This window comes from Photobacterium sp. GJ3 (genome assembly GCF_018199995.1).
Lineage (GTDB): Bacteria > Pseudomonadota > Gammaproteobacteria > Enterobacterales > Vibrionaceae > Photobacterium.
The window spans coordinates 285,787-302,121 of record NZ_CP073578.1 but is presented as its reverse complement, the minus strand read 5'-3'; the positions used below and the strand labels follow the sequence as shown (position 1 = coordinate 302,121).

At 48.8% G+C, this 16,335-nt stretch carries 14 protein-coding genes and 1 tRNA gene; 10 read left to right on the top strand and 5 right to left on the bottom strand.

The window, feature by feature from the left end:
• Positions 1-57: 57 nt before the first annotated feature.
• From KDD30_RS01455 to KDD30_RS01440, 4 genes are all read left to right on the top strand, one after another.
• Positions 58-133 (top strand) — tRNA-Ile (locus KDD30_RS01455).
• A 193-nt stretch (positions 134-326) separates the two neighbouring features.
• The gene (locus tag KDD30_RS01450; RefSeq protein WP_211647055.1) at positions 327-1,241 is read left to right on the top strand and encodes a DUF6731 family protein; all 915 of its coding nucleotides are present in this window, start codon (positions 327-329) and stop codon (positions 1,239-1,241) included.
• 2 nt (positions 1,242-1,243) lie between these two features.
• On the top strand, positions 1,244-1,741 hold the full coding sequence (locus tag KDD30_RS01445; RefSeq protein WP_211647054.1) for a hypothetical protein: 498 nt from the start codon (positions 1,244-1,246) through the stop codon (positions 1,739-1,741).
• Between the two features lie 103 nt (positions 1,742-1,844).
• Positions 1,845-2,846, top strand: a complete 1,002-nt coding sequence (locus tag KDD30_RS01440; RefSeq protein WP_211647053.1) for an SMEK domain-containing protein — start codon at positions 1,845-1,847, stop codon at positions 2,844-2,846.
• Between the two features lie 157 nt (positions 2,847-3,003).
• Here the strand turns inward: KDD30_RS01440 and KDD30_RS01435 are convergent, their stop codons facing one another.
• Positions 3,004-5,232 (bottom strand): tetratricopeptide repeat protein, encoded by a 2,229-nt coding sequence (locus tag KDD30_RS01435; protein WP_249199173.1) that lies wholly within the window; start codon positions 5,230-5,232, stop codon positions 3,004-3,006.
• A 420-nt stretch (positions 5,233-5,652) separates the two neighbouring features.
• Here KDD30_RS01435 and KDD30_RS01430 point away from each other — a divergent pair, with 420 nt between their 5' ends.
• Positions 5,653-6,642 carry a sugar-binding transcriptional regulator gene (locus KDD30_RS01430; protein ID WP_211647052.1) on the top strand — a complete coding sequence of 330 codons (990 nt, stop codon included), beginning with the start codon at positions 5,653-5,655 and terminating at the stop codon, positions 6,640-6,642.
• A gap of 187 nt (positions 6,643-6,829) precedes the next feature.
• Positions 6,830-7,801 (top strand): sugar-binding transcriptional regulator, encoded by a 972-nt coding sequence (locus KDD30_RS01425; protein ID WP_211647051.1) that lies wholly within the window; start codon positions 6,830-6,832, stop codon positions 7,799-7,801.
• A gap of 41 nt (positions 7,802-7,842) precedes the next feature.
• Here the strand turns inward: KDD30_RS01425 and KDD30_RS01420 are convergent, their stop codons facing one another.
• From KDD30_RS01420 to KDD30_RS01405, 4 genes are read right to left on the bottom strand one after another with little or no spacing between them, the layout of a single operon-like run.
• The gene (locus tag KDD30_RS01420) at positions 7,843-8,829 is read right to left on the bottom strand and encodes an ABC transporter permease (RefSeq protein WP_211647050.1); all 987 of its coding nucleotides are present in this window, start codon (positions 8,827-8,829) and stop codon (positions 7,843-7,845) included.
• 15 nt (positions 8,830-8,844) lie between these two features.
• Positions 8,845-10,329, bottom strand: a complete 1,485-nt coding sequence (locus KDD30_RS01415) for a sugar ABC transporter ATP-binding protein (protein WP_211647049.1) — start codon at positions 10,327-10,329, stop codon at positions 8,845-8,847.
• 18 nt (positions 10,330-10,347) lie between these two features.
• Positions 10,348-11,106 (bottom strand): SDR family oxidoreductase, encoded by a 759-nt coding sequence (locus KDD30_RS01410; RefSeq protein ID WP_211647048.1) that lies wholly within the window; start codon positions 11,104-11,106, stop codon positions 10,348-10,350.
• A 60-nt stretch (positions 11,107-11,166) separates the two neighbouring features.
• Entirely contained in the window at positions 11,167-12,162 is a 996-nt protein-coding gene (locus tag KDD30_RS01405; protein WP_211647047.1) for a substrate-binding domain-containing protein, read from the bottom strand.
• A gap of 514 nt (positions 12,163-12,676) precedes the next feature.
• On the opposite strand from KDD30_RS01405, the gene rpiB reads away from it, so the two are divergent.
• The 4 genes from rpiB to tal all read left to right on the top strand — a co-directional run bounded on the left by rpiB (position 12,677) and on the right by tal (position 16,320).
• On the top strand, positions 12,677-13,135 hold the full coding sequence (gene rpiB, locus KDD30_RS01400) for a ribose 5-phosphate isomerase B (RefSeq protein WP_211647046.1): 459 nt from the start codon (positions 12,677-12,679) through the stop codon (positions 13,133-13,135).
• Between the two features lie 87 nt (positions 13,136-13,222).
• Positions 13,223-14,227: a dihydroxyacetone kinase subunit DhaK gene (locus KDD30_RS01395; RefSeq protein ID WP_211647045.1), complete on the top strand. Its 1,005-nt coding sequence runs from the start codon at positions 13,223-13,225 to the stop codon at positions 14,225-14,227.
• A 2-nt stretch (positions 14,228-14,229) separates the two neighbouring features.
• Entirely contained in the window at positions 14,230-14,886 is a 657-nt protein-coding gene (dhaL, locus tag KDD30_RS01390) for a dihydroxyacetone kinase subunit DhaL (RefSeq protein ID WP_211647044.1), read from the top strand.
• Positions 14,887-15,369: 483 nt separating this feature from the next.
• Entirely contained in the window at positions 15,370-16,320 is a 951-nt protein-coding gene (gene tal, locus KDD30_RS01385; RefSeq protein ID WP_211647043.1) for a transaldolase, read from the top strand.
• The last annotated feature ends 15 nt before the right edge of the window (positions 16,321-16,335 follow it).

Below are 16,335 nucleotides of genomic sequence, written 5' to 3'. Positions count from 1 at the left end.
TCACCCCCTGCCCGGTAGACAATACCCCACCCATCCCATATAATCGGTTGCACATTTGGCCCCTTAGCTCAGTGGTTAGAGCAGGCGACTCATAATCGCTTGGTCCCCAGTTCAAGTCTGGGAGGGGCCACCAGAATTTCGATAAGGCTCATGGAGAAATCCATGGGCCTTTTTTCGTTCTGGCCTGTCTATATCCGGTCACTCAACTTTTCACTCGCTTCAGAGGCTAAATTCCACGCAATGCAAGGTATTGCATTCAAAGATGCTCATGTATTATAGTTGCATATAACATAATCACACGACTATCGCAGTTGGTTGGAGATTTGATGGCGACAAAAACTTTTTTCTTCGATTTCTATGCATGTGAGACTCAAACATCATTAGTTAATGCTTTGCCTCTTGATACAACAGGAGCGTTTAGGCAACTGTTTGACCTGTTTCAGCAAGGGCGAGAGAACACAGTAAAAACAGTAAAGAATCAATTGGTAGAGCTAAGAGATATCCGAGAAACAGATTACGGATATCGAGGTGTTATCGGGCGACATAGAAAGAATAATCTTCCTCATGCGGCTATTGCAGGAGGAGAAGAGAGAGAGTTGCCGTTAGAGGAGAATGAGAATCTTTTGGAAAAGACTCATTTTGTCTACTATCAAGATTACTCACTTCTTATCATTCAACGGAATAGGTTGTGTGTTAACTGGCAGACATTGGGAGCTTACCTGTCTCCAGCAAATTACACCACAGTTCTAAACCCGATTATTGAGCCTGCTAACTTGGCATGGCTTGCTGATGGTCATGTTCAGGTAAAGTCAGCAAAAATCACAATCGCTCGTCCTAGAAATCCTGAACTACTCCGCGATATAGAACACGATTTTAATAACTCCATTATTGCAGCTCTTAATGGTACGCGTTCGGCAAGTATGAATTTAGTGTTCAGAGGTGATGCTCGTTCTGATGACCCAGTAGAACGTTATTTGGATAGCAGTTTTAAGAGGGCTTTGAGAGAGCTTCAAGAAACTCTAGAAGTAAAAAAACTAGACTTGGTAACTGAGCATGAACAGACTGGAATTGAGCACCCTATTGATTTGGTTACAGATAGGTTGATGCACTATGATTCTGTAGATATGAATGGTCGTTATCCTAATGGATTTGATATGTGGAATAAGTTAGAAGAAGCTAGGCACGCTAAAGAACCTGAGTTAGTCAGCTTTTTTGGCGAGTTAAACGATAGATTGGCATAAGTATGATTGATAAAAGTGCAACGACAAAGGGTTTTAACTTAACACGTTTAGCAAGCCTAAGCGTGTATCCTTGCACATTATTAATTATGTATTTTTCTTGGCCAATTATTAGCCAATTGAAGATGGCACATTTGCAGCCTATTGCTTCAACGGTCGCAACATTTGCTGGAATTCTTTTTGGTTTTGCAATGGGGTCAATTACTTTGCTGACTTCGTCTTCTCATGTTTTAGTTGAAAATACAAAGAAAACGGGGTATCTGAAGACTCTTACATCCAAGTTGCACTCAACTATGGGATGGTTGTTAGCCGTTTGTGTTGTCTTTCTTATTACTATGTTTATCCCTGACTCTTTAACGTTAAATATCGGAGAGGGGGATAGTCAGCAAACTTACTTATATGCATGTTTGTTTGCTCAATTTGGTGTTGGGATTCTGATTATTGCCTTTAAAGAGTTTTATGTGACTTGGAGGGAGTTTAAAAAGTTCTCCAACAACCTTTAGTTAGGTACAGAAGTTTATCTGATTAGTGCGAAACCTTTTTGGTCACGTAGGAAAGCCTGATGTACATGTAAGTTTTTATATCTCAAACAGAAAAAGTAGAGCTATGAACATAAAGCGAGAAGATGCCCTTAAGTCGTTAGCGGAAAGATTTTCGATATTCGCCAATGTGGTGACAACTCAGAACAGAGCTGGTTTTAATGATATTAATAAGAGTGCTGAAAGACTCTTTATTGATATTCTCAACGTTGCATACAACCTGCGTCTTAGAGACATGAATTCGATTCAGGATAATTATCCTGCTATTGACTTAGGTGACTATTATGAACGGGTATGCATTCAAGTTACTTCAGAATCTACAAATCAAAAATTCAGAAAAACCGTAGCAAAATTCAAAGAAAAACAGTTGGATAGGGATTTTTATACGTTAGTGTTTCTGATTATTTCTAACAAGGAACTCTGTTCTTTATCAGATCATGATATTGATACTAAAGTTATCAACTTAAATGATCTCTATAAGCAAATAGCTAATTTAGATGATCGAGATGTCTTTTATATAGAAAACTATCTGGCTCAAAACTTAGTCAGTCGTATTGATTCTAACAAAAGTATACTACCCACTAGTTTGATAACCAATCATGCAGCACCAAGACCTGACTCTTTTATCAAGTTTTTGGGGCTAGAGGATGAGCTAGAATATACTGAGCAGCTTTTAAGAGATCTTAAAAAACTGTTACATACTATATCTAACTTGACTAAACATCAGAGAGAGTATCTATTTTATGTTGTTGCATATGGCCAGTATGCTAAAACGATGTTTGGATACAATGATGAATCTGTAATCGTCATGCCGACAAGTCAGCTTCAACAAACCTTTGGGGATTTTGGATATGAAATATTCCAAGTGCTTTATGCCCAAGAGTTGTTGTTTGTAAACGATGAATATCAGCCGAATAACGACGGTCGCTATATTAGAGTGATTGAGCCTTATTTCAGAGGTGAGTTGGATGATACAAACTTATTTTCTGATATTAGAAAATTTGTGCACTCAGATCAGAGTAAGCTCTATAGAGCTATCATAGAGTGTGATTTTTCGTTCCTTGCTTAAGAGTGAGATCCTAGAGCCTCCTCTCGCTTAAGAATAAGGGGGCAATCTTGCGTATTTCCCCCATTAGCACAGATATAGCAAAACAGCCTTTTCCATTTTGTCTTCTCACGACTTAAACATACCCAGCCAGGCAAGTATCCACAACTGGACATCAACCCTATGGCTGAATAGCCATTTGTAGTTGATAGATGTATTGCGTGACTTGAGGGTTATCAGGTAACAGTTGCTTCAATCGTTGGGCATAAAACAACGCATTCTTATAGTCCCCTAGCTCTGTGTAAGCCTGAGACAACGCATAAGTAAAGTCAGGGCTGCTCGGGTTGAGCTGATAGGCCTGATACATTGCCTGCATTGCAGCTCTCTGCTTTCCTAAATCTTTCAGTAAAAGGGATAACGTATAGTGGTAATGCTGGTTTTCTGACTCATATTCAGTTGCGAGTGTCAGGTAACTGACCGCCGATTTTTTGTCCTTCGCCCGGATTAAACTCATCGCCATGGCATAATTCAGAGGCGCAGACCGGGGAGATCGTTTGAGGCCTTCTTTTAAGGTTTGCTGAGATGCTTCCTCATTTCCTTGCGCGCGGTATAGGTCGGCCAGATTCACATAGGCCGGAATAAAATGAGGTTCAACCGCCATAGCAGCCTCAAAATGCGAGATAGCTTTGATGGGATCATGGAGAGCAGCGGCAAGATTGCCTAATGCCGCGTGGGAGAAGCCTCTGTCAGCCTGATAATACTGCGCCTGCTTATATTCTGTCAGCGTTTCCAGCAACAAGTGCCGGTCTGAGTCTGAGATACCAGAAGTGAGCACCGGCTCATTCAGGATCGGCGCCAGCGTTCTTGCAGCCGCGGTTCGGATGGATACTCTGTCATCCGTTAAGAGCGAAGACAGCATGCGCCATTTTTGATGGATCGGGAAGTTTTCTGCAGCACTAATCGCCCCCAAGCGTTTCAGCGGTTCATCCTCTTTTACGGATCTGACAATCGCGACCACAGCGTTTCTGTCCGGCATTACGGACATACGACTCAGTGCGGATGCCCGAATAATGTCCGGGTAATTTTTATCCTGTGCAATTTTCGACAACTCTGCGCTGTCTTGGAGCTGATGAGTATCGGCGGCGTGAAAAACACGGGAAAAGTGCGGAGAACCAACCAACTGACTCTCCGGATACCATGATTTCACCTTCTGGGCTGCCCAAGAAGCCGTTTTATCTGCATGACAAGACTGGCAGGCATTGGGAGAACCGGTTGACGCGGTTAAGTCAGGACGGGGGATTCGAAAGCTGTGATCCCTTCTCGCATCAACCTGCATATAAGTGTTTTCGGTCATATGACAGTCGACACACTGATTCCCTGCTGCAAAACTGCTGTGTCTGTGATGTTTTTCAGTGTCATAGGTATCCGTGGCGTGACATTGCGTACACGTCTGATTGCCTGCGAGCTTCAACTCACCTGAATGCGGGTTATGGCAATTCGTACAGGTGACACCTGCCTGATACATCTTTGTCTGCAGGAAGGAACCCCAGACGTAAACTTCATCATCAATCTGACCGTCAGCATGATAGAGGCCAGATGTAATCAGAGACGGCTGGAATGCATTGAGCAGTTCTGCAGGGAGATTTCGGTCTGCCAATTGGGCACGCCGGGCATGACAACTGGCGCAAACTTCAATCTGCTGTGAGCCTTTCAGCGGGGTTACGGGAGTCAGTTTTCCGGCAGTATTGAGACGAAACAAAGGGGTTTTGACACCAATCTCCGTGGGATAGCCCTTGTGCTGAACATTTTTGTCACCATGAGCCCAGGCAAGGTGATCGGTCGCATCACCATGGCAGGCATTACAGCTCACATTGATCGCGCTGAATGAAGACTGGTAGCTTTGGGTTGTTGCGTCATAGTTTTTCTGAAAATCAGTTGAGTGGCAGTCGGCGCACATTTGATTCCAGTTCTGGCCCATTTGTGTCCAGTGGAAACTGTCAGACGGTGTCTGCTCCGGATGTAATACAAACCAGCGTTGTCCTCCTTCTGAGGCGCGCCGACTGTCCCAGGCAAAGGGGATAAATTGTTGCTTCCCTTTGCCTGCATCAAATAGATATTGCTGTAATGGCTTGTAACCAAAGGTATAAGTGAGTGCTATCCGGTGCTTTTCACCCTGCTCATCAAAAAACTCTGTCCAGTATTGCTGGTCAGCCTGAAAAAACCGGGCAGGCTTCCCCATATAATCGATGCTGACATCCTCAAAATTGGCCAGAACACTGTCTGCTGTGGCCACTTCCATGGCATGAAAGTGGTGGGAAGCCTGCCAGTCTTTCACTTGTTTTTCATGGCATGAAGCACAGACCGATTCCGGGCTCGCAGCACTGACAGGCAGCACAGCAAATATAAACAAAAAGCTAATCAAGCGATGTAGGGATAAAAATCTTTTCACACTGGCTCCATGTGCTGAAAATGAATCCTAATGTCTGAATCATGATCATCATCGACACATCCTGCACGATGAGGTCTCAACTTTGGCATTGAGACCTGAACGCGATCACTGTTTGTTCTGTCGAAGTGCATCAAAAGTAATTGGATCAACACTATAAGACAGTGTGGCTTGCGTACTGAAAAGCGCCAAAGTTTAATGTGTTCTGGAAGTCGGTCCTGACCCCGTATTGGGGTTCTGGACACCAATTGAGGGCGCTGGCAAAGACGCCTGACCCTAAAAATCCCGCCCAATCCCTCTGTGGACAAAGTTTAGCGATGCATGCATTTGTTCAGTATTTCAGAATCCATTACACTGAGGCCTCTTCTGGTACGGACTTGCATTATGACCCCCTCAACTTCTAACGCGCCTTTTGACCATCAACTTGAAGACACGGATCTGCTGACAGAAATCGCGATTCTGTATTACCAGCAAAGCGCCACGCAGGAAGAAATTTCGAAAAAGTTTGGCATCAGCCGCCCGAAGGTCAGCCGCCTGCTGAGAAAAGCGCGTGAAGAAGGCATCGTAGAAATCACGGTGAAATTTCACCCGGTCCACAGTGCTCAGTTAGAGCAGCGATTGATGGACAGGTTTCATCTCAAACGCGCCCTGATCGCACTGGATCAACCCAGCGCGCTGGAACAGCGTATGCAAGTCTCAACTCTGGTTTCCGCTTACCTCGATGGTTATTTGCGAGACGGTATGGTCGTCGCCGTCGGTCAAGGCCAGAACGTGGCTGCCGTGGCTGATCATCCGGGTATCGTCTCTCACCGTAACGCTCGCTTTGTCTGCGCCATTGGCGGCACGCACCGCAGCGGTGACACCATCAATGCCGATCACATTTGTCGTCGGCTGGCCAAAAAATTCGGCGGCACCAGTGAAACCCTGTATGCGCCAGCCTATGTAGACAGCGACGCCACACAGCGGGTCTTTATCTCAAATCCTAACATCAGTGAAACCCTGAATCAGGCGCGTAAGGCGGAGTTTGCCTTAGTGGGCATCGGTGACATGGACGAAAACAGCCATATGGTGAAGCTCGGATGTTTTACCGCCAAAGAGTTTGTGGAAGCGCGTCTGAATGATGGCATTGTCGGGGATATCGGCGGCTTCGACTTTTTCCGCCTTGACGGCCAACAGGCCGACACCCTGATGCGCGGCCGCGTCGTGGGACTGACCATGTCCGATCTGCATCGCATTCCCAATGTTATCGCAATGGCGAGCGAGAGCCGCAAAGCCCTGTCGATTCTTGGCGCCTTACGCACCGGTGTGATCGACGTGCTGGCGACCAGTGCCAGCTGCGCAATGGCGCTGTTAAATATGTCGGATTCAGAGTGACTCGTCTGTGCCGAGCAAATGTTAACCAAGTGATACATCTAGCACGGGAGTTCTTTGATCTCCCGTCACAAATCCTTTCCAAAATGAGCTGTTTGAGCAGAATTTCCTACGCATCAGTTTTATCATTTGTTATCAATGAGACCAAAAATTCACAGTGTTTTGTTTTTCATCATGCAAGGAAACGAAGATGACGAGCCGCGAGGAACATACAGAAATCCAGCAACTGACCGAGATTGCGACCCTCTATTATGTTGACGGTGAAACGCAGGAATCCATCGCGCAAAAGCTCGATCTATCAAGAATTAAAGTCGGACGTTTGATCAAACGTGCGCATGCGATGGGCATTGTGGATGTCAGGGTACGACATCACCATTCCGTCAGCGAAGAGATTGAACTGGAGCTGATCAAACGCTTCAATATCAAACGCGCCCTCATCGCACTTGACCACTCCGATCCTGACAAGCAGCGTGCTGATGTCGCCTCCATGGTGGCCGATCACCTCACGCGTCACCTCGACAAAGGGCACATCATCGCCGTCGGGATGGGCCGGAACGTTGCCGCCGTTGCGGAAAACGTATTTACCGATCATCAATACCAATGTTCCTTTGTCTGTGCCATCGGTGGCTCTCTGAAAGCTGGGGAACACATGAACCCAGACCATATCTGCCGCCGCCTGGCTGCTCAGTTTGGCGGGGACAGCGAATCGCTTTATGCACCGGCATTGCTGCAAAATCCTGAGTTAAGAAAAGAGCTGCTGGAAAACCCGACCGTCAAACAGACACTTGACCGAGCAAGACGGGCCGACTTCGCCTTGATCGGCGTCGGGGATATGAGTGAAGACAGCAACATGGTCAGGATGGGCTGGTTCACGCCGCAGGAAATCGCGGAAGCACGACTTTCAGGCACGGTCGGCGACATGATGGGCTACGATTTTATCGATATTCACGGCAATGCATCCCAAACCAAAATGAAGGATCGCATCGTTGGCCTGCAAATCGACGATCTGCACCGTATCCCGGATGTGATCGCCATTGCCAGTGAAAAAACCAAGGCGGCGGGTATTTTGGGGGCGCTGCGAACAGGCGCTATTGATACCCTTGCAACCAGCTATGCCAACGCACTCACGGTGTTAAGCTTAGACGAAGCAACCCGCCGATAGGCGGGTTGTAAGCAAAGAGACAATTGGTGGGGCCGGTTGATTCAGTCGCGCGTCAGCCTGGAGCGATCCAGCATCACGGCGAGAATAATGATCGCGCCTTTGACCACCTGTTGGTAGAAAGACGACACACCCAGTAAATCAAGGCCATTGTTCAGCACGCCAATAATCAAAGCGCCAAATAATGTTCCCACCACGCTACCGACACCACCAGCGAGGCTGGTGCCACCAATCACCACGGCCGCAATCGCATCCAGCTCATAAGCTCCCCCAGCCTGTGGCAACGCTGCCGACGTTCGCCCGGAAAGAATGAGGCCGGCCAATCCAGCCAACAGCCCGGATATTGCATAAACGCTGAATGTCATGGTACGCACTTGAATGCCCGATGTCCGCGCCGCTTTCGGGTTCCCCCCCACCGCATACACGTAACGGCCAAAGGTCGTAAAACGCAGCACCGCCCAGCAAATCAGGAAAACAGTCAGAAACAGAATCACAGGCATTGGGATCCCAAAAACGACGCCCTGACCGATAAAGCGAAACGCTGGGTTCAGGTTGGAAATAGGCATACCATCGTTATAAATGTAGGTTAAGCCGCGGGCCATACTCAGCATGCCCAGCGTAACCACGAATGGCGGAATCGCGAAACGGGCAATCATCACGCCGTTCACCGCACCCAGAATCAGCCCAACTCCCAACCCTGCGAGCACCGGCATCAGCACGGCCGAATTTTCAGTACCGGTGGCAAAACTTGCTGCCACCATGGCAGCGCATGCCACCACTGAGCCAACCGACAGGTCGATACCCCGGGTAAGAATCACGAACGTCATGCCCAGCGCCAGAATACCGTTGATGGACGTTTGCCTCAGCACATTCAGCAGGTTGTTTGCGGTCAGAAAATAAGGGCTGACAAATGCCAGTGCTGCACACAGGGCGAGAAACGCCAGCACAATTCCATATTTCGCCAGATAATATTTCACCGCTTGAGCCTTCCCGGCATCGAACAACGGCGTTTCATTAGTTTTTAAATTCATAACAGCATTCCTTCACTAAGACGCCAGACGCGCAAGTTGTTCCTGTGTGATTTCATCTCCGGTCAGTTCTCCGGAAACCTTGCCTCGTTTGAAGACCACGACACGATCACACATACCGATAATTTCCGGGATTTCAGAAGACACCATGATGATGGCTTTCTCATCACGGGCAAACTCCGACATAAAATGATAAATCTCCCGTTTGGCCCCCACATCGACACCGCGGGTCGGCTCATCCAGCAGCAATATTGAAGGGGCGGTTTGCATCCACTTCGCCAGCACGACTTTCTGCTGATTACCGCCGCTGAGGCTACGCACCGGCAAATCTGCCGAGGCTGTTTTAATCGAGAATTGTTGGATAGATTTCTGAACGATGGATTGTTCCGCACGGGCTTTCACCACGCCGGCATTTGCCCGCGCAGGCAAAGAGGCCAACGCGATGTTATGCGCCACAGAAGCATCAAGACACAGGCCACTCGCCTTTCTATCTTCTGTCACCAACGCCAGACCTGCCTGCATTGCGTCGATGGGAGATGTCGGTGAGACAAGGCTGCGACGCACTTTGATCTCACCTTTATCGACGGGATGAAGGCCGAAAAGCGCTTCGAGAAATTCGCTTCGCCCCGCCCCCATCAGACCAAAAATGCCGAGGATTTCCCCTTCCCGTACATTCAGACTGATATGATCAAACATGCCTGCACGAGTTAAATCCGTCACTTCCAGCAACCTGTCGTCACCCAGCTGGTTAAACTTGGCAAACTCCTCTTCCAGCTCCGCACCTAAAATGGTGTTGACCAGGGTATGACGGTCAATGTCTGCCATCTTACCGCTGCCGATAAATTCGCCATCTCTGAAAATGGTGTATTCATCCGCAATCCGGTAAAGCTCATTCATTCGGTGCGACACGTAAATAATGCCCGCCCCACGGCTTTTCAGCCGTTGGATGGCTTCAAACAGGATTTCGGTTTCCTGTTCCCCGATGGCAGAGGTGGGCTCATCCATAATCAAAATGCGGGAGCGACAGGAAATGGCTTTGGCAATTTCAACCAACTGAATTTGGGCGAGACTCAGATCACGCATCAGTGCCGTTGGCGAAATCGCCATCTGCAGTTCCGCCATCAAGACTGCACAGTCCTGATTCATCTGGTGATAATTGACCAGCACACCGGCCCGACGCGGCTCTCTGCCCAGATAGATATTCTCGGCCACCGTCATGTCCGGAATCGGTTCCAGCTCCTGGCTGATCATAGAGATGCCAGCTTTCAGGGCATCGGCGGGGCCAGTAAACTGAACAGGCGCGCTATTGATATGAATTGTCCCGTTATCACGTGAATACAGCCCCATCAGGATATTTAAAAAGGTGGATTTCCCGGCCCCATTGCCCCCGCACAACGCGTGGACGGAGCCAGCACGTAACACCAGTTGGCCGTTTTTCAGTGCGGGTACACCAGAAAATGCCTTGGTTATCCCTTGCGCTTCTAACAAGATCATGTCGTTCATCACAGTCCTGCGTCACCGTTACTGGATGGTGTAACCACCATCGACAATTAAATTGGCCCCGGTCACCATGCCAGCTAAATCACTGGAAAGATAAACGGCCGCGGCGGCGATTTCTTCCGGCTCGGCAAAACGGCGCGCTGGAATTTTTTGCTTCATGGCTTCCCCGACCTCACCCGCCCAGGCTTTTTTACCCAGCTCAGTCAACACCACGGTAGGAGAAATGGCATTGACCGTGACCCCTTTCGGTGACCATTCCAGCGCCATCACCTGCGTCATAGAAATCACACCGGCCTTACTCACGCAGTAAGCAAGGTGACGATCCAGCGCGATCACCCCCGCCTGAGACGCCAGATTCACAATGCGGCCGCTGCCTTGAGCCAGCATCTCTTTCCCGGCAGCCTGACTCAGCAGATACACACCTTTGAGGTTAACGTCTAGGGTGCGGTCCCAATCCTGCTCACTGAAATGTTCGGCCTCATCGAGCAGTACAATGCCAGCACTGTTCACCAGAATATCAATCCGACCGAAGGCGGCTTTGACCTGTTCAATCGCCTGCGTAACATTTTCCCGTTGAGTCACATCGGCCTGAATGGCAATGGCCCGTCCGTTTTCGACGGTTTCCACCGCATTCGAGACCGCCGGGTTAATGTCCAGAAAAGCCACCTTAGCGCCCTGTGTCAGAAACGCATTCGCAATGGTATTACCAATACCAGCCGCTGCACCGGTCACCAGTGCCACCTTGCCGGACAGAGAAAAATCATAATTCACTTGTGTCATCAGACATCCCTTTCAGTCATTCATCGGGTGCCGTTACCGACACCCTTCAATCAGATGTAATCAGCGTTTTTGCAGCAAGGTGGCGACGTTCGCTGTGGTCACCGGTGTCCACGGAACGTTATATTGTGCTTCCTTTCCGCTGTTCCACGGCATGCCACTTTCGTACGCCTTCCAGATTTCAGAACCCGGTTGATAGTCTTCGCCTTTCACCAGGCGTAACGCCACATCCAGCGCACCTTGTGCCTGTGCCTCTGCATCCTGAAGGACCGATTCCATTTCACCGCTCTTCACCGCATTCAAGGCATCGGTAATCCCGTCAACCCCTGCGATTGCAAAGTCGTTCACGTTCAGTCCGGCGGCTTTGATGGCTTCAATCGCACCCAGTGCCATTTCATCATTCTCGGCAATCACGCCATCAATCTGTCCCCGGTGTGCGGTCAGCCAGTTTTCCATCAATGCCAGCGCTTCAGCACGAGACCAGTTGGCAGTCCGCATTTCAAGCACCTTCACGTCCTTGTGATTTCCGAGAACATTTTTAATGCCCTCCAGCCGGTCAATCTGTGCTGACTGACCAATTGGCCCCTCAATAATGACAACGTTGCCTTTGTTACCGATTTTATCCAGCACCGCTGTCGCCACCATTTCACCGGCCTTGACGTCATCAGAGCCGACAAACGAGGCCAGCATATCGGTGTTGCAACGAGTATTTGAGCCCACGACCGGGATCTGAGAGGCAGCCGCTTTTGCCACGGCACTGATGCAGGCATTGGCATCAATGGGGACAAACAGAATGGCATCAAACTGACGCGTGACCATGGTGTCGAACTGGTTGTCCTGCACTAAAGCATCATATCGCCCGTCGAACACGGTCAGCTCCACATCGCCCGATTTCACTGCTGGATGCATTTCCGCCGCTCGTGTCCAGAGCTGCATAAATTCACCTTGTAAACCGTAAACCGCAGCACCAATTTTGACCGGATCGGCTGCAAGCGCTGGTGTCGCACACACGCTAGAGGCACACAGGAGATACAGCGCCTTCAATGTTGAACCTTTCATAATCTCGTCCTTATGATTCAGAGTATTTTTTTAGTGTCTTACCCAAGGTCAAATTGTGGTTTCAATGTGTACTGACCCTGATTGGCGTTACTGTTTGATTCAGGCAGCAAAGCAACAATTGAAATCTCGTTCACTACCGGGTGAATAAGAGGCAACAACAAATAAGCCTGTGATATGTCCCCAGTCTTACCTCTCATGACTTACGAAACTAGACCTGCTCATATGTTAACTCAAGTAACTTTTGATTCAGCCGTGATCATGATCAATTTATTAACATTTTAATCAATAAATGGTAACGAAGTTGAAATTATAATAACCATGAAAAATAAAAAACATAAAAACAATGACTTACAAATAACCCTTCTAAGAATAAGACAATTCAAATGTTGATTGAGCCCATTAACGTTTGATCGGTACGAGAACAAATTACTTTCTAAATACACTTCTTCGTCATATATTGAATGAACATATGAGCAACCACAAAAACCAATGATCCAGTTTTTAAAGGTGAATTATGCAACAGAAAACCATTGCAATCGGCTGTGACGATGCTGCTATAGAAATGAAAGAGAAGCTTCTCACATACATCAAAGACCTGGGCTTCACCGTTGAGGACTATGGTGTGACCGCAGGCATGTCGACTGACTATCCGGATATCGCCTATCAACTGGCTAAGGCAGTAAAAGAGGGAAAACAGGACCTCGGCATACTGTGTTGCGGAACCGGTATCGGCATGGCGATTACAGCCAACAAGGTCTCCGGCATTCGCGCAGCTCAGGCGCATGATACTTACTCTGCGCAACGCGCCCGCAAAAGCAACAACGCTCAGATTGTCACGCTTGGTGCAAGGGTCATCGGGATCGAGCTCGCCAAGGATATTGTGAACGCTTTCATCCATTCCGACTTTGAACCCGAGCGTTCAGGACCAAAAGTGGAGCGTATTCACTTTTTTGAAAATATAGATAAGAAATGACGGGTCACTCTGTCATTGATGGCATGGTGAACAAAAGCCTGACCTGTGCTGAAAACAGGGAAATACGAACGAACAGGGAGAAACTGTATGCAACGCATCGTGAATGATCCGAATCTGGTTGTAGAAGAATCATTGATCGGGTATGTCAAAGCTCACCCGGGACTTCTCGCACATACAGAGAATCCCAAAGTATTGAAATATGCAGGTAAAACAGCAGAGGGCAAAGTCGGCGTCATTACCGGTGGCGGGTCTGGTCACGAACCGGCTTTTTTAGGGTATATCGGTCACAACATGTTGGATGCGGTTGCCGTCGGGGAGATTTTTTCATCTCCAACCGCCATCAGTTTTTTTGATGCCGCCAAAGCCGCGGATCAAGGTGCAGGGGTTGCGTGCCTTTATGGCAACTATGCCGGTGACAACATGAATGTCAAAATGGCGTGCAAAATGGCCGAAAAGCAGGGGCTGACCATCAAAACCGTTGTCGCCAACGACGATGTCGCCTCCGCGCCGCCCACAGAGCTTGAGAAAAGACGTGGCGTCGCTGGTGAAATTCTGATGTGGAAAGTGGGGGCTGCCTCCGCCGCCCGCGGGGATGATCTGGACACAGTGATCGAGCTTGCTCAGCGGACGATCAACAATACCCGCAGTATCGGTATCGGCCTTTCTTCCTGCGTCATTCCTGCCGTGGGTAAACCAAACTTTCACATTGAAGACGGCAAAATGGAAGTCGGTATTGGTCACCACGGTGAGCCCGGTATCCATGTCACGGATCTCGCATCTGCCAACGAAATGGCGAAAGTCATGGTTGAGACCGTGGTGCCGGATCTGCCCTTTACTGCCGATGATGAAGTTGTTGTGCTCGTTTCCGGTCTTGGTTCGACCCCCAACAATGAGCTGCACATTCTTTTTGCTGAAATTGAGCGGTTGCTCTCCGAGCAGGGGATCCGCACGCACAAAAGTTATGTCGGTAATTACTTCACCTCACTCGAAATGGCCGGTGCGACCTTAACCGTTCTCAAACTGGATCATGAACTGAAATCCCTGATTGATACGCCCGCCGTTTCACTGGGACTGACACAGACAGGAGAATAGGCATGACGGTATTTAATAACCAGGACGGTCGGGATGTCATGTTGGCCTTGTGCGACACCATCATCCAGCACAAAACATATCTCAGTGAGGTAGACGGACTGATTGGTGATGGCGACCACGGCATCAATATGGCGAAAGGATTCAATATCCTCAAAACTGATTTAGACAGTTTTCCGGAAATCAGCCTCGACAAGGGATTCTCACTGCTTTCCAACATTCTGATGGGATCAATCGGCGGTTCGATGGGCCCACTCTATGGCAGCCTGTTTTTTGGCATGGCGGCAGAGATTGAAGGCAAGCAACAACTGACATCCACAGATTTTTCAGCCATGCTTCTGTCCGGGCTGGACAGTCTGAGAGATATCACCGATGCCGGCGTTGGCGATAAATGCCTGATGGATGCGCTGGTTCCTGCCGTACATACTTTTGAAGAAAAGCAACAGCGAGGCTGTCGTTTCGAAGCGTGTTTAATTGCCATGGCAACGGCCGCCCAAACAGGTCGTGATTCGACTAAAAATCTGGTCGCTAAAATCGGTCGTGCCAGCAGGCTGGGAGAACGCTCTATCGGGGTATTGGATGCCGGGTCCGTCTCTTGCGCCCTGCTCCTGACCAGTTTAGCCAAATCGGTTCAAGATAAGCTGACCACACCGATTGACTGATCGGACGAAACGAATGCGTCCTGTAAAAAACGCAACTCCGGGTGAACAAAAAACCAATTAATAAAATTTTGTTCACCCACTCGACCACAACACTCACCAAAGCCGGGGTCACAGGGATAACGACGTTTATCTTTCTGTTTATACAGGGCAACGCCTGGTGTTCCCCCCTCCACCTTGCCGAAAGCCAGCGATTATTGCGCATTTCATGATGTATGCAGGATTGATCAGTGTTCTCTTTTTGATGAACAGAAGCGATTCACGGCGGACCAACGCACGCTGGCAGCAACAGCGGGAAATACGTCAGATGAAAGTGAGATTAAATGCCCTAATCTGAAACGTTGCATTTGACTTTTGTGGCGAAAAGCACAAATATTGTATCTCCATTTGCTCAGCACTATCACATCTGTTCACAGCAATGTGATTTTGTCCATCAAAGCATGTGGATTGGTTTTCGCCCACACATTACGTAAAGGTTTAACTGAGATGAGCAACAAACTGGAACAACTGCGCGCCCTGACGACTGTTGTTGCCGACACCGGCGACATCGAAGCAATTAAGAAATATCAACCGCAAGACGCGACCACCAACCCGTCCCTGATTCTGAAAGCTGCTGAAATCGAACAGTATGCGCCGCTCATCGACGATGCCATTGCGTATGCCAAAGCACAGAGCAACGACAAAGCACAACAAATCGAAGACGCGGGCGACAAGCTGGCTGTGAACATCGGGAAAGAAATCCTGAACGTGGTGCCTGGCCGTATCTCCACTGAAGTTGACGCACGCCTGTCTTACGACACGCAAGCCAGTGTTGCAAAAGCTCGCAAGCTGATCAAAATGTACAACGATGCTGGCATCAGCAACGACCGTATCCTGATTAAACTGGCATCGACCTGGGAAGGGATCCGCGCAGCAGAAGTGCTGGAAAAAGAAGGCATCAACTGTAACCTGACCCTGCTGTTCTCATTCGCTCAGGCCCGTGCCTGTGCTGAAGCCGGTGTGTTCCTGATTTCTCCGTTCGTTGGCCGCATCATGGACTGGTACAAAGCGAAAGAAGGCCGTGACTTCGAAGCCTCTGAAGATCCGGGCGTGATTTCTGTCACCAAGATCTACAACTACTACAAAGCACTGGGCTACAACACCGTGGTCATGGGCGCAAGCTTCCGTAACACGGGTGAAATCCTGGAGCTGGCTGGCTGTGACCGCCTGACCATCAGCCCGCAGCTGCTGCAAGAACTCTCTGAAGCACAAGGCGACGTCGTTCAGAAGCTGTCTGCTGACGTGGCTTCTGAAGAACGCCCGGCACCGATGACTCACGCTGAGTTCCTGTGGGATCACAACCAGGACCCAATGGCAATTGAGAAGCTGGCGGAAGGGATCCGTAACTTCGCCATCGACCAGGGTAAACTGGAAACCATGATCGAAGCGCGTCTGTAATCCCGCGACAATTTC

Excerpts from the sequence above, each read along its gene's own strand:
- KDD30_RS01450 (WP_211647055.1), top strand. The coding sequence starts at position 327 with ATGGCGACAAAAACTTTTTTCTTCGATTTCTATGCATGTGAGACTCAA.
- KDD30_RS01445 (WP_211647054.1), top strand. The coding sequence starts at position 1,244 with ATGATTGATAAAAGTGCAACGACAAAGGGTTTTAACTTAACACGTTTA.
- KDD30_RS01440 (WP_211647053.1), top strand. The coding sequence starts at position 1,845 with ATGAACATAAAGCGAGAAGATGCCCTTAAGTCGTTAGCGGAAAGATTT.
- KDD30_RS01430 (WP_211647052.1), top strand. The coding sequence starts at position 5,653 with ATGACCCCCTCAACTTCTAACGCGCCTTTTGACCATCAACTTGAAGAC.
- KDD30_RS01425 (WP_211647051.1), top strand. The coding sequence starts at position 6,830 with ATGACGAGCCGCGAGGAACATACAGAAATCCAGCAACTGACCGAGATT.
- KDD30_RS01420 (WP_211647050.1), bottom strand. The coding sequence starts at position 8,829 with ATGAATTTAAAAACTAATGAAACGCCGTTGTTCGATGCCGGGAAGGCT.
- KDD30_RS01415 (WP_211647049.1), bottom strand. The coding sequence starts at position 10,329 with ATGAACGACATGATCTTGTTAGAAGCGCAAGGGATAACCAAGGCATTT.
- KDD30_RS01410 (WP_211647048.1), bottom strand. The coding sequence starts at position 11,106 with ATGACACAAGTGAATTATGATTTTTCTCTGTCCGGCAAGGTGGCACTG.
- KDD30_RS01405 (WP_211647047.1), bottom strand. The coding sequence starts at position 12,162 with ATGAAAGGTTCAACATTGAAGGCGCTGTATCTCCTGTGTGCCTCTAGC.
- rpiB (WP_211647046.1), top strand. The coding sequence starts at position 12,677 with ATGCAACAGAAAACCATTGCAATCGGCTGTGACGATGCTGCTATAGAA.
- KDD30_RS01395 (WP_211647045.1), top strand. The coding sequence starts at position 13,223 with ATGCAACGCATCGTGAATGATCCGAATCTGGTTGTAGAAGAATCATTG.
- dhaL (WP_211647044.1), top strand. The coding sequence starts at position 14,230 with ATGACGGTATTTAATAACCAGGACGGTCGGGATGTCATGTTGGCCTTG.
- tal (WP_211647043.1), top strand. The coding sequence starts at position 15,370 with ATGAGCAACAAACTGGAACAACTGCGCGCCCTGACGACTGTTGTTGCC.